This is a genomic window from Burkholderia sp. BC1 (genome assembly GCF_052683555.1).
In genome coordinates this window covers 1-12,939 of record NZ_JBQYLP010000053.1, presented here as the reverse complement: position 1 = coordinate 12,939, position 12,939 = coordinate 1, and the positions used below count along the sequence as shown (strand labels likewise).

General features: G+C 66.7%; 11 protein-coding genes. 1 reads left to right on the top strand and 10 read right to left on the bottom strand.

Features of this window, described 5'->3' with window-relative positions:
* From ftsW to coq7, 10 genes are all read right to left on the bottom strand, one after another.
* On the bottom strand, window positions 1–1,148 hold a 1,148-nt coding region (gene ftsW / locus ACSHSS_RS22435; protein ID WP_445545562.1), incomplete at its 3' end, for a putative lipid II flippase FtsW.
* On the bottom strand, window positions 1,145–2,665 hold the full coding sequence (gene murD / locus ACSHSS_RS22430; RefSeq protein ID WP_445545561.1) for a UDP-N-acetylmuramoyl-L-alanine--D-glutamate ligase: 1,521 nt from the start codon (window positions 2,663–2,665) through the stop codon (window positions 1,145–1,147). The genes ftsW and murD, both read right to left, overlap by 4 nt.
* Window positions 2,666–2,693: 28 nt before the next feature.
* Window positions 2,694–3,863 carry a phospho-N-acetylmuramoyl-pentapeptide-transferase gene (mraY, locus tag ACSHSS_RS22425; protein ID WP_006400444.1) on the bottom strand — a complete coding sequence of 390 codons (1,170 nt, stop codon included), beginning with the start codon at window positions 3,861–3,863 and terminating at the stop codon, window positions 2,694–2,696.
* 16 nt (window positions 3,864–3,879) lie between these two features.
* Window positions 3,880–5,286, bottom strand: a complete 1,407-nt coding sequence (locus ACSHSS_RS22420; RefSeq protein ID WP_445545560.1) for a UDP-N-acetylmuramoyl-tripeptide--D-alanyl-D-alanine ligase — start codon at window positions 5,284–5,286, stop codon at window positions 3,880–3,882.
* Window positions 5,283–6,824 (bottom strand): UDP-N-acetylmuramoyl-L-alanyl-D-glutamate--2,6-diaminopimelate ligase, encoded by a 1,542-nt coding sequence (locus tag ACSHSS_RS22415; RefSeq protein ID WP_261513912.1) that lies wholly within the window; start codon window positions 6,822–6,824, stop codon window positions 5,283–5,285. Before ACSHSS_RS22415 ends, ACSHSS_RS22420 begins: the two co-directional genes overlap by 4 nt.
* Window positions 6,821–8,671, bottom strand: coding sequence for a peptidoglycan D,D-transpeptidase FtsI family protein (locus ACSHSS_RS22410; protein WP_039224373.1), 1,851 nt, complete (start codon window positions 8,669–8,671; stop codon window positions 6,821–6,823). The genes ACSHSS_RS22415 and ACSHSS_RS22410 overlap by 4 nt, the downstream gene beginning before the upstream one ends.
* Window positions 8,668–9,009: a cell division protein FtsL gene (gene ftsL / locus ACSHSS_RS22405; protein ID WP_006400448.1), complete on the bottom strand. Its 342-nt coding sequence runs from the start codon at window positions 9,007–9,009 to the stop codon at window positions 8,668–8,670. Before ftsL ends, ACSHSS_RS22410 begins: the two co-directional genes overlap by 4 nt.
* Complete coding sequence (rsmH, locus tag ACSHSS_RS22400) at window positions 9,006–9,947, bottom strand: 16S rRNA (cytosine(1402)-N(4))-methyltransferase RsmH (protein ID WP_039224372.1); 942 nt, start codon at window positions 9,945–9,947, stop codon at window positions 9,006–9,008. The genes ftsL and rsmH overlap by 4 nt, the downstream gene beginning before the upstream one ends.
* A 23-nt stretch (window positions 9,948–9,970) precedes the next feature.
* Window positions 9,971–10,399, bottom strand: a complete 429-nt coding sequence (gene mraZ / locus ACSHSS_RS22395) for a division/cell wall cluster transcriptional repressor MraZ (RefSeq protein ID WP_006400450.1) — start codon at window positions 10,397–10,399, stop codon at window positions 9,971–9,973.
* Window positions 10,400–10,784: 385 nt separating this feature from the next.
* On the bottom strand, window positions 10,785–11,411 hold the full coding sequence (gene coq7, locus ACSHSS_RS22390; protein WP_006415856.1) for a 2-polyprenyl-3-methyl-6-methoxy-1,4-benzoquinone monooxygenase: 627 nt from the start codon (window positions 11,409–11,411) through the stop codon (window positions 10,785–10,787).
* 280 nt (window positions 11,412–11,691) lie between these two features.
* On the opposite strand from coq7, the gene ACSHSS_RS22385 reads away from it, so the two are divergent.
* Window positions 11,692–12,855 (top strand): porin, encoded by a 1,164-nt coding sequence (locus tag ACSHSS_RS22385; protein ID WP_445545559.1) that lies wholly within the window; start codon window positions 11,692–11,694, stop codon window positions 12,853–12,855.
* The last annotated feature ends 84 nt before the right edge of the window (window positions 12,856–12,939 follow it).

Genomic DNA, 12,939 nt, shown 5'->3' with positions numbered 1-12,939 from the left:
AGCCCGAGGTTCACGCCCATGTTGATGAACGCCTGCGCGCCGAACCAGATGCCGATGCCCTTCGCCATCAGCCCGGCGAACGTGCGGTCGAGCGCGAGCGCCTGACGGCCGATCTCGAACGCGCGGCGCACGATCCAGTAGAACAGCAGGATCACGACCAGCACGCCGACGAAACCGAGCTCCTCGCCGATCACCGCGAGGATGAAGTCGGTATGCGCTTCGGGCAGGTAGTTCAGCTTCTCGACGCTGCCGCCGAGACCGACGCCGAACCACTCGCCGCGGCCGAATGCGATCAGCGAGTGCGTGAGCTGGTACGCCTTGCCCTGCGCGTAGCGCTCGTCCCACGGATCGAGATACGCGAAGATCCGCTCGCGCCGCCACGGCGACAGCCACACGAGCATCGTGAACGTGCCGATCGCGGTCGCGACGAGGCCGCCGAACAGCTTGCCGTTCACGCCGCCGAGGAACAGCACGCCCATCGCGATCGCCGCGACCACCATGAACGCGCCCATGTCCGGTTCGAGCAGCAGCAGCGCGCCGACGAGGCCGACCGCGAACGCCATCGGCAGAAAGCCCTTCGCGAAGCTCTGCATGTACTCCTGCTTGCGCACCGTGTAGTTCGCCGCGTAGATCGTCACCGCGAGCTTCATGATTTCCGACGGCTGCATGTTCGTGATGCCGAGCGGAATCCAGCGGCGCGCGCCGTTCACGCCCTTGCCGACGTGCGGAATCAGCACGATCACGAGGCCGACGAGCGCGATCAGGAAAAGGTGCGGCGCGTACTTGTCCCAGGTCGACACCGGCACGCGGAACGCGATCACCGCCGCGATGAACGCGACGACGAGCGAGACGACGTGGCGCATCAGGAACGCGTAGTCGTGATACTGCGCGTACTTCGGCGAATCGGGCATCGCGATCGACGCCGAATACACCATCACGACGCCGAGCCCGAGCAGCGCGATCGCGACCCACAGCAGCGAGTAGTCGAAATCGAGCATCCGCGAGCGGCTCGGGCGCACGCCGTTGACGACGCTCGCGAGGCCGCCGGTCGCCGCGCGCGTGGCCGACGCGACGCGGCCGCCCGCGGCATTGCCGCCGGCATCGCGCCGGTCGTTGAAACGGGAGACGAGGCGATCGGACCAGCTCATGGCGTCGCTCCTTTGTCGATGGCGAGTTCGTCGACCGCCGCACGGAACACGTCCGCCCGGTGGGCATAGTTACGGAACATGTCGAGGCTCGCGCATGCGGGCGACAGCAGCACCGCGTCGCCGGGCTCCGCGAGCGCCGCCGCCGCGTGCACGGCCGCTTCGAGCGTCGGATGCTCGGCGAGCGGCACGCCGGTTTCCGCGAGCGTGTCGCGGATCGCCGGCGCATCGCGGCCGATCAGCATCACCGCACGGCACCAGCGCGCGACGGGCGCGACGAGCGGTGCGAAATCCTGGCCCTTGCCGTCGCCGCCGGCGATCAGCACGGTCTTCTGCGCGAGCCCGTCGAGCGCGGCCACCGTCGCGCCGACGTTCGTGCCCTTGCTGTCGTCGACGTAGTCGACGTCGTCGATCGTCGCGATCACTTCGACGCGATGCGCTTCGCCGCGGTACTCGCGCAGCGCATGCAGCAGCGGCGCGGCCGGCAGATCGATCGCGCGCGCGAGCGCGAAGGCGGCCAGCGCGTTCGCCGCGTTGTGCAGCCCGCGGATGCGCAGCGCGTCGGCCGGCATCAGCCGCTTGTGCGCGATGTCGGGCGTATGCGCGTCGCGCTTGCGACGGCGCGTCGTCGTCGCCGTTTCGTCCGGTGCGTCGCGATCGATCGCTTCGACGAGCCATGCGATGCCGTTGTCGCGCGAGAGCCCATAATCGCCGTCCTGCGTCGGCTCGTTCAGGCCGAACGTGATCGTGCGCGGCGCGTCGGCCGCGCCGGCCGCGCCGGCCGCCGGTGCGAACTTCATCACGACCGGATCGTCGCGGTTCAGCACGCGCGTCGTCGTCGCGCCGAAAATCCGGCCCTTCGCGGCCGCGTACGCGTCGAAGCTGCCGTGCCAGTCGAGATGATCCTGCGTGATGTTGAGGATCGCGGCCGCATCGGGTGCGAACGTGCGCGCGGTTTCGAGCTGGAAGCTCGACAGTTCGAGCACCCAGACGTCGGGCAGCGCCGTGTCGTCGATGGCGGCCGCGAGCCGGTCGAGCATCGCCGGGCTGATGTTGCCCGCCACCGCGACTTTCTTGCCCGCGCGCTGGCACAGCAGGCCCGTGAGGCTCGTCGTCGTCGTCTTGCCGTTCGTGCCGGTGATCGCGAGCACCTTCGGCTGATAGCCGCTCGTGCCGAGTGCGCGCAACGCCTGTGCGAAGAATTCGAGTTCACCCCATACGGCGATGCCGCGCTCGTTCGCAGCCGCGAGCAGCGTCGCGAGCGCGGGCTCGAGCGGCGACAGGCCGGGGCTCAACCCGACGATCTCGACGCCGCCGTCGAGCAGCGCGGGCCCGAACGGCCCGCCGACGAATTCCGCGTCGATGCCTTCGGCGCGCAGTGCGGCAAGGTTCGGCGGCGCCTCGCGGGTATCGGCAATGCGCAGCCGGCACCCGTGCCTCGCGCACCACCGCGCGATCGCGAGGCCCGATTCGCCGAGCCCCAGCACGAGCACCATCGGCCGTTGCCGATCTCCAAACATCTCGCCAGACATCCTTGTTACCTTTCCTTTACCGCAACTTGAGGGTGGACAGACCGAACAGGCACAGCATCAACGTGATGATCCAGAAACGCACCACCACCTGCGTTTCCTTCCAGCCGGACAATTCGAAATGGTGATGCAGCGGCGCCATCTTGAAGATGCGCCGCCCTTCGCCGTAACGCTTCTTCGTGTACTTGAACCACGTGACCTGCAGCATCACCGACAGCGTTTCCGCGACGAAGATGCCGCCCATGATGAACAGCACGATTTCCTGGCGCACGATCACCGCCACCGTGCCGAGCGCGCCGCCGAGCGCGAGTGCGCCGACGTCGCCCATGAACACCTGCGCGGGGTGCGTGTTGTACCAGAGGAACGCGAGCCCTGCCCCGCCCATCGCCGAGCAGAAGATCAGCAGCTCGCCGGCGCCCGGAATGTGCGGGAACAGCAGATATTTCGAATAGACGGCGCTGCCCATCACGTACGCGAACACGCCGAGCGACGCGCCGACCAGCACGACCGGCATGATCACGAGACCGTCAAGGCCGTCGGTGAGGTTCACCGCGTTGCTCGCGCCGACGATCACGAAATAGGTCAGCGCGATGAAGCCCCACACGCCGAGCGGATAGCTGATCGACTTCAGGAACGGCAGCATCAGGTCGGCCCGCGCCGGCAGCCCCATCGACAGCCCGCTGCGCACCCACGCCATGAACAGGTCGAAGACGCGCACGTTGTTCGCCTCCGACACGCTGAACGCGAGATAAACGGCCGCGAACAGGCCGATCACCGACTGCCAGAAATACTTCTCGCGCGACGACATGCCGCGCGGATCCTTGTAGACGACCTTGCGGTAGTCGTCGACCCAGCCGATCACGCCGAAGCCGAACGTGACGAGCATCACGATCCAGATGAAACGGTTCGTCAGATCGCCCCACAGCAGCGTCGCGACCGCGATGCCGATCAGGATCAGCACGCCGCCCATCGTCGGCGTGCCCGATTTGACGAGGTGCGTCTGCGGGCCGTCCTTGCGCACGGCCTGCCCGACCTTCATTTCCGTCAGCTTGCGGATCACCCACGGTCCGCACACGAGCCCGATGCCGAGCGCCGTGATGGTGGCCATCACGGCACGGAACGTCAGGTACGTGAACAAGCGCAAAAAGCTTGCGTCTCCTTGCAGCCATTGCGCCAGCGCCAGCAGCATGCTTCCTTCCTTCTACTCAGTGGGCGGCGGGCGTCGTGCCCGCCGCGGGTTGGTTCGTCAGCGCGTCGACCACGCGCTCCATCTTCATGTACCGCGAGCCCTTCACGAGCACCGACGCGTCGGCGCCGTAGCCCGCCGCGAGCAGCGCGTCGACGAGCGTGCCGACCTCGTCGAAATGGCGCGCCGCTTCGCCGTACGCCGCGCAGGCGTCGCGCGATGCGTCGCCGAGCGCGAACAGCGCGTCGATGCCGCGCTCGCGCGCGTATGCGCCTACCTCACGGTGAAACGCCGGCCCTTCGTCGCCGACCTCGCCCATGTCGCCGATCACCAGCACGCGCGGCGCCGGCTGCGCAGCGAGCACGTCGATCGCCGCGCGCATCGAGTCGGGGTTCGCGTTGTACGTATCGTCGACGACCGTCGCGCCGGCGAGGCTGCCCGCGCTCGCGCGACGCACCTGCAGCCGGCCCTTGACCGGTTCGAACGATTCGAGGCCCTGCTTGATCGCCGACAGCGCGACGCCTGCGGCCAGCGCGGCGGCCGTCGCGGCCAGCGCATTGCGTGCGTTGTGCTCGCCGAGCGCGCGCAGCCGCACGGTCAGCGTGCCCGACGGCGTATCGATCGCGAGCTCGCCGCCGTGCAGCCGGCCGGTGACTTGCGCCGCCGTCTGCCGTTCGTCGTCGTGCAGCGCGAAATCGAGAATCCGGTTGCCGGTCGCCGCGACGCGCCAGATGCTCGCGTACGCATCGTCGGCCGGAAACACCGCGACGCCGTCGGGCGGCAGCGTATGGATCACGGCCGCATGTTCGAGCGCGACGGCTTCGACCGTCGCCATGAACTCCTGGTGCTCGCGCTGCGCGTTGTTCACGAGCGCGACCGTCGGCGCCGTCAGGCGCGCGAGGATCTCCGTTTCGCCCGGATGATTCATCCCGAGCTCGATCACCGCGAGGCGATGCGCGGCCGTCAGGCGCAGCAGCGTCAGCGGCAGGCCGACGTCGTTGTTCAGATTGCCGGCCGTCGCGAGCCGTGCGGCCGCGCCGACCGCCGCGGCGAAGATCGACGCGATCATTTCCTTCACGGTCGTCTTGCCGTTGCTGCCCGTCACCGCGACGACCGGCAGCGCGAATCGTTTGCGCCAGCCGTGCGCGAGCGCGCCGAGCGCCGCGCGCGTTTCGCCGCCGACGATCATCGGCAGCGCGACGCCCGCCGGCGCCTGCGCGACCAGGGCAGCCGCGGCACCGCGTGCGGCGACGTCCGCGAGAAAGTCGTGCGCGTCGAAGCGCTCGCCTTTCAGCGCGACGAACAGGTCGCCCGCACCGACGGTGCGGCTGTCGGTCGACACGCGCTCGAACGTCACGTGCGCATCGCCATGAACCGTCGCGCCGGGAATCAGGCGCGCTGCTTCGTCGAGACTCAGCATCGTCATTCGCCGCCTCCCTTGCCGTGCGTTGCGCGCGCCGCGAGCGCGAGCCGCGCGTGGTCCTGGTCGGAGAATGCGCGCTTCTTGCCCATGATTTCCTGCGTTGCCTCGTGTCCCTTGCCGGCGAGCACGACGACGTCCTCGCGCGCCGCGCCGCGCACGGCCTGCAGGATCGCGCTCGCGCGATCCTCGATGCGGCGCGCGCGATCGGGCGCCGTCATGCCGGCGACGATCTGCTCGATGATCGCTTGCGGATCCTCGCTGCGCGGGTTGTCGCTCGTGACGACGACGTCGTCGGCGAGCCGTTCGGCGATTGCGCCCATCAAGGGACGCTTGGTCGCATCGCGATCGCCGCCGCAGCCGAACATGCAGACGAGTCGGCCGCCGCGCGCGACGGCGATCGGGCGCAGCGCGTCGAGCGTCTTCTCGAGCGCATCGGGCGTATGTGCGTAATCGATCACGACGAGCGGCTCGTCGTTCTGCAGCCGGCCGCCGAGACGCTGCATCCGGCCGTTGACGGGCTCGAGCCGCGCGATCTCGGCAAGCGCCGCGTCGAACGGCACGTCGGCCGCGAGCAGTGCGCCGAGCACGGCGAGCAGGTTGCTGACATTGAACGTGCCGAGCGTGCCGACCTCGACGTCCGCGTCGCCCCACGACGAACGCAGACGGAATGCCGTGCCGGTCGCGGTCGCGCGCACGTCGAGCGCGACCAGTTCGCGATCGGCATCGGGCGCCTGCTGCGCATCGCCGATCCCATATGCGATCGTGCGCACGCGGCCCGCGAGTTTTTCGAGCAGGCGGCGGCCGGCCGCGTCGTCGCGGTTCACGACCGCCGCGCGCAGCCCGCGCCAGGCGAACAGCTTCGCCTTCGCGGCTTCGTACGCTTCGAACGTGCGGTGATAGTCGAGGTGATCCTGCGTCAGATTCGTGAAGACGGCGATGTCGAACGCCGTGCCATTCACGCGCCCCTGATGCAGCGCGTGCGACGACACTTCCATCGCGACCGCCTGCGCGCCGCCGTCGCGCAACTGCGCGAGGCTGCGCTGCAGCTGCGGCGCATCGGGCGTCGTGAAACCGGTCGGCACGAGGTGGCCCGGCATTCCGCTGCCGAGCGTGCCGATGATGGCGCACGGCTGGTGCAGCGCCGTCAGCGCGGCGGCGATCCACTGCGTGCACGACGTCTTGCCGTTCGTGCCGGTCACGCCGATCGCGAGCAGGCCGTCGCTCGGATCGCCGTACCAGCCGCTCGCGATCTCGCCGGCGAGCTGGTCGAGCGCCGGCACCGCGAGCGCGACGGGCGCGTTCGGCGTGGCGGCGAGCCCTTCCGGCTGATACAGCACGGCGGCCGCGCCGCGCGCGAGCGCGTCGGCAATGAATGCGCGATTGTCGGCGCCGTCGACCGCATAGGCGACGAACACGTCGCCGGCCCGAAGGCTGCGCGTGTCCGCATGCAGTTGCGCGGCGGGGGCTACATGCTGACGCAGCCACGCAAGCGCGGCTGCGATTTGCTGATGCGCCGGATGGGAACTGCGAGCGGCGCTCATCGAACGACTCCTGGTGAATTGCGTGTGGTGCTGGATACGATCATATGCTTCGCCTTGCCGCCCGCGGCCAGCTTTTGCGCACCGGCCGAAGGCGCGGCGGCCGGCGAATCGTCCGACACGACGAGCTGCTTGATCGGCATGTTCGGCGGCACGTTCAGCGCGCGCAGCGTATCGCCGGCGATCGCCGAGAAGACGGGGCCGGACACCTGTCCGCCGAAGTGGCTGCCGGCCGTCGGCTCGTCGACCGACACCGCGACGACGATCCGCGGATTCGGCATCGGCGCCATCCCGACGAACGACGCGCGGTACTTGCGCGTATAGCCGTGGCCTTCATGCTTGTACGCGGTACCGCTCTTGCCGCCGACGCGATAGCCGGGCACCGCCGCATCCGGCGACGTGCCGCCCGGCGCGACCACGGTCTCGAGCATCGCCCGCACTTCGCGCGCGGTGGTCGGCGTAAATACCTGCGTACCGGCGATCGGCTGTTTGGGGTCGGTCTTGAAAATGGTCACGGGCATCAGTTCGCCGTCGTGCGCGATCGCCGTGTAGGCGCGCGCGAGCTGGAACAGCGAGGCGGACAGCCCGTAGCCGTACGACATCGTCGCCTGCTCGATGCGGCGCCAGCTCTTCCACGGACGCAGCCGGCCCGCGGCCGCGCCCGGGAAGCCGACCTTCGGCGCCTGGCCGAGGCCGATGCTCGTATACATGTTCCACATTTCCTCGGGCCGCATCGTCATCGCGATCTTCGTCGCGCCGATGTTGCTCGACTTCTGGATCACGCCGCCGACCGTCAGCGTGCCGAAACCGGCATCGTCGGTAATGGGCGCGCCGTCGAGCACGAAATGCCCGTTGCCCGTTTCGACGAGCGTGTTCGGCGTCACGCGGTGCAGGTCGAGCGCGAGCGACACCGTAAACGGCTTCATGATCGAGCCCGGCTCGAACACGTCGGTCAGGATCCGGTTGCGCAGCTGCTCGCCGGTCAGCCGCGAGCGGTCGTTCGGGTTGTACGTCGGATAGTTGACGAGCGCGAGCACTTCGCCGGTACGCACGTCGACGACCATCGCCGCGCCGGCCTTCGCCTTGAACTTCTCGACGGCGGCCTTCAGGTTCGCGTACGCGATGTACTGGATCTTGCTGTCGATCGACAGATCGACGTCCGTGCCGTTGTGCGGCGGAATCTGCTCGGCGACGTCCTCGACGATGTGGCCGAGACGGTCCTTGATCACGCGGCGCATGCCGGACGTGCCCGACAGCAGCTTCTGGTCGCCGAGCTCGACGCCCTCCTGCCCTTCGTCCTCGACGTTCGTGAAGCCGATCAGGTGCGCGGTGATCTCGCCTTCCGGATAGAAGCGCTTGTATTCGTTGCGCTGATAGATGCCGGGAATGTCGAGCGCGGCGACCTTGTCCGCGACGTCGATCGGCACCTGGCGCTTCACGTAGACGAAGCCCTTGTCTTCCGACAGCTTCACGCGCAGCTCCTTCGGCGTCATGCCGAGCAGCTTGCCGAGCTGGTTGATCTTGTCGGCGCCGAGATCGTCGGGCACCGCGTCCGGAATCGCCCAGATCGCGCGCACGGGCAGGCTCGTCGCGAGCACGAGCCCGTTGCGGTCGAGGATCTTGCCGCGCGTGGCCGGCAGTTCGATCGTGCGCTGATACCGGCTTTCGCCCTGCTTCTGATAGAACGCGTTGCCGGGCCCCTGGATCCAGAAGGCGCGGGCCGCGAGCGCGACGAACGCCATGAACAGCATGAACACGACGAGCTTCGAGCGCCACATCGGCAGATGCACGGACAGCACGGGGCTCGACGAGAACTTCACGTCGTGGCGCTTCTGCGGAGGCTTCTTCATCGCGCGCCTCCCTTGCCCTTGCCGGCCGACTCGGCCGATGCGGGGATCGGCGCGTCGACCGCTTTCGCGGCGCCCGGCGGCAGCGTCAGATATTGCGTGCGGCCGGTCGTGATCGGCTGCATCTTCAGCGAGTCGTTCGCGAGCTGCTCGATGCGCGACGTTTTCGACAGCGCGCTCTGCTGATATTGAAGCTGCGCGTAATCCTGCTGGAGCTGACGCTCCTGCGATTGCGCGCGCTGCAACTGGATGAAGATCTGCCGCTGCTGGTTCGTCGAGTTGACGACGGACAGCGCGCAGCCCATCACGATGATCAACAGGAAGATGTTGAAGCGGCTCATGGCGTGACGCGCTCCGCAATGCGCATCACGGCCGAACGGGCTCGCGGGTTGGCGGCCACTTCCGCTTCACTCGGGAACTGGCGGCCGATGATCTTGAGCGGCGGGCTCGGGAGGTCGACGGCACGGATCGGCAGGCGACGATCGACCGCAGGCGCACTGGCGTGCGCCTGCATGAATCGCTTGACGATCCGGTCCTCGAGTGAATGAAAGCTGATGACCACCAGCCGCCCCCCTTGCTCCAGCAACGACAATGCCGCGTCTAGTACGACTTGCAGGTCCGCAAGCTCTTGATTGACGTGAATCCGTATAGCCTGAAAGGTGCGGGTTGCCGGATCCTTGCCCTTCTCACGGGTTTTGACGACGTGACCCACGATTTGGGCAAGCTCGCCCGTGCTGTCGAGAGGCCCGAGACGGTCGGACTCTGCCCGGCGAGCAACAAGCGCCTTTGCAATCTGAAAAGCAAACCGTTCTTCCCCATAATCTCGTATCACCTCCGTCAGTTCCTGCAGCGAAGCCCGCGCGAGCCATTCCGCCGCCGATTCGCCGCGCGTCGGATCCATACGCATGTCCAGCGGACCATCGGCGCGGAAGCTGAAGCCGCGCGCCGGATCGTCCACCTGCGGCGAGGACACGCCCAGGTCCAGCAACACACCCGACACCTTCTCGATGCCGCGCGCCGCAAGCGCGTCGCGCATCGAGGCAAAGCTGTCATGCACGATCGAGAAGCGCGCATCGGCCATCGCCTGCGCCGTCTCGATCGCTCTCGGATCCTTGTCGAACGCGATCAGCCGCCCGGCCGGCCCGAGCCGCGCGAGCACCGCGCGGCTGTGACCGCCGCGCCCGAACGTGCCGTCGACGTAGATGCCGTCCGGACGCGTCACGAGCGATTCGACCGCTTCGTCCAACAGCACCGTCCGATGCTGCAATTCGTTTCCCATCGCGGGCGTCTCCGTCACCGCAATCAGAACGTGAAGTTCTTCAGCGCGTCGGGCATGCCCTGCGCCATCGCTGCCTGCTCCTTCGCGATGTAGGTCTGCGAATCCCACAGCTCGAAGTGACTACCCATTCCCAACAACATGACTTCCTTTTCCAGCCCCGCTGCCATGCGCAGCTCGGGCGATACGAGAATCCGGCCCGCGCTGTCGAGATCGACATCCATCGCATTGCCGAGAAAAATCCGCCGCCACCAGTGCGCGTCCATCGGCAGCGCGGCGATCTTGGCGCGGAACACCTCCCATTCGGGGCGCGGAAACAGCAACAGGCAGCCGTCCGGGTGCTTGGTCACAGTCACCCGTCCTTCTGCCTGTCCTTGCAGCGCTTCGCGATAGCGAGCCGGCACCGACATCCGCCCTTTCGCATCGAGCGTCAGCGCCGACGCCCCTTGGAACACGTTCCGCTCTCCCGTTCAGGGCACCGAAGCACCCGCTCTCAACGCTGAGAATTTAGCCGGATTAGCCCGCCAAATCACACAAAAATACACTTTCTCACACTGTCTCCCACTTTAGAGGAAGGGTGTGGCACGGTCAAGGGAGCGGCCCGCTTTTTTGACGAATTTTGTTAGTTAGAACAAGGACTTACGCGCACATGCTCATGCAGCCCCTTATCCAAAAACCGTTATAAATGAATGAGCTAGTGCAACTTGTGAAGGTGATACGTGAGAAGGGCCGGGCAGACGGGGACGGGGACAGGACTTTCGGGGACGGGAAAACGCGGACGAGACGGGCGGGTTCGACGGGGTGGCCGGCGCGGCACGTCGGCCGCCGCCGGCGCGCATCTTACAGGTAGTACGCCGTGCGCGTCATGATTTTCGACGCGGCGCGCATCAGCATCCGCGCGGGCAGCGGCAACTCGATGCCGCCGGCATCCGTGGCCGCCTTGCCGTGCTTCGCTTCGTCGGCGCGCATTTGCTCGACGATCGCGCGCGACGCCGTATCGCCGGCCGGCAGGTCGGACAGATGACCGTCGAGATGACTCTCGACCTGGCGCTCCGTCTCGGCCATGAATCCGAGGCTGACCTTGTCGCCGAGCGTGCCGGCCGCGACGCCGATCGCGAGTGCGCCCGCGTACCACAGCGGATTCAGCACGCTCGGACGCGAGTCGAGCTCCTTGAGCCGATGAGCCGTCCACGCGAGGTGATCTTCCTCCTCGCGCGCGGCTTCTTCGAACATCGCCTTGGCGGCCGACGAGCGCGCCGTGAGCTTCTGCGCCTGATAGAGCGCCTGCGCGCAGACTTCGCCGACGTGATTCACGCGCATCAACCCGGCCGCGTGCGTGCGTTCGGCCGGCGTGAGCTCGGCGGCCGGCGCTTCGGCCGGCGCGGGCACCGGTCGGCTCATCCGGCTGATACCCGTAAGCGACCGCAACCCGCGGTCGAATTCGCTGATCAGTTCATCCAACACCATCCTGTTCTCCTGGCTGCGTGTGCCGCCGCCGCGAATGGCGAAGGCACACGTCCCGCTGCGTAAACGACTTGATTCTTCAGCGGAAATTGCGGTTAACCCGTGATTTTAACCATTGTTGCATAAAGGAAACATGCCGAGGTTGCGGTACGGCATTTCGCTTTGTGGCAAAAATCCCTTTTGCTACATTACGAGCGACTTCTTGCGAAGTTGACGGGGGCAGCCGGCAAAACATAACTACCCGCCCCGACAGAAAAATTCAGTGATTCTTGGAGATCCGTTAATGAAAAAGTCGCTTCTCGCGCTCGTCGCGCTGGGCGCGTTCGCTGGCGCTGCCCATGCGCAAAGCAGCGTGACGCTTTACGGCATCATCGATGAAGGTTTCATCTTCAACAACAACGCACACGGGAAACATCTGTACGGCCTGGCAAGCGGCGTGATGCAAGGCAGCCGCTTCGGCCTGCGCGGTACCGAAGACCTCGGCGGCGGCCTGAAGGCGATCTTCACCCTCGAAAACGGCTTCGACGTGAACTCGGGCAGGCTCGGCCAGGGTGGCCTGATGTTCGGTCGTCAGGCCTATGTCGGTCTGTCGAGCCAGTACGGCACGGTCACGCTGGGTCGCCAGTACGACTCCGTCGTCGACTTCGTCGGCCCGCTCGAGGCAGGCGACCAGTGGGGTGGCTACATCGCCGCTCACCCGGGCGACCTCGACAACTTCAACAACGCGTACCGTGTGAACAACGCGGTCAAGTACACGAGCCCGACCTACGGCGGTTTCTCGTTCGGCGGCCTGTATAGCTTCGGCGGCCAAGCGGGCCAGTTCTCGAAGAATCAGGTCTGGTCGCTCGGCGCCGGCTACAACAACGGTCCGCTGGTACTCGGTGTGGGTTACTTGAACGCACGTACGCCGAGCAACTTCGGCGGCATGTTCAACAACGGCTCGACGACTTCGAACAGCGTCTTGAGCTCGCCGATTTATGGCGCATATGCAAACGCGAACACCTATCAGGTGATCGGCGCGGGTGGCGCGTACACGTTCGGCGCAGCGACGATCGGGGCAACGTACTCGAACGTCAAGTTCAAGAACTTCAACTTCGGCCCGTACACTGGCCAAACCGCGACGTTCAATAACGGCGAAATCAACTTCAAGTATCAGTTGACGCCGGCGCTGATCCTCGGCGCAGCGTACGACTACACGCAAGGCAGCAAGATCGACGGCAACTCGGCAGCCAAGTATCACCAAGGCTCGCTGGGCGTCGACTACTTCCTGTCGAAGCGGACCGACGTCTACGTGATCGGCGTGTACCAGCACGCCTCGGGCAAGACGCTCGACCCGGCGAACCCGACCGGCACGCCGATCAACGCAACGGCTTCGATCAACGGTCTCGATCCGTCGGCGACGAGCAACCAGGTCGCAGCGCGCGTCGGCATCCGTCACAAGTTCTAATCAGCTTGTCTGACAAGCCGCAGCATATTGAAGGCGCCTTTGAACTGCACCCCAAAAGTTGGATACCGATCCAACCTTTGGGGT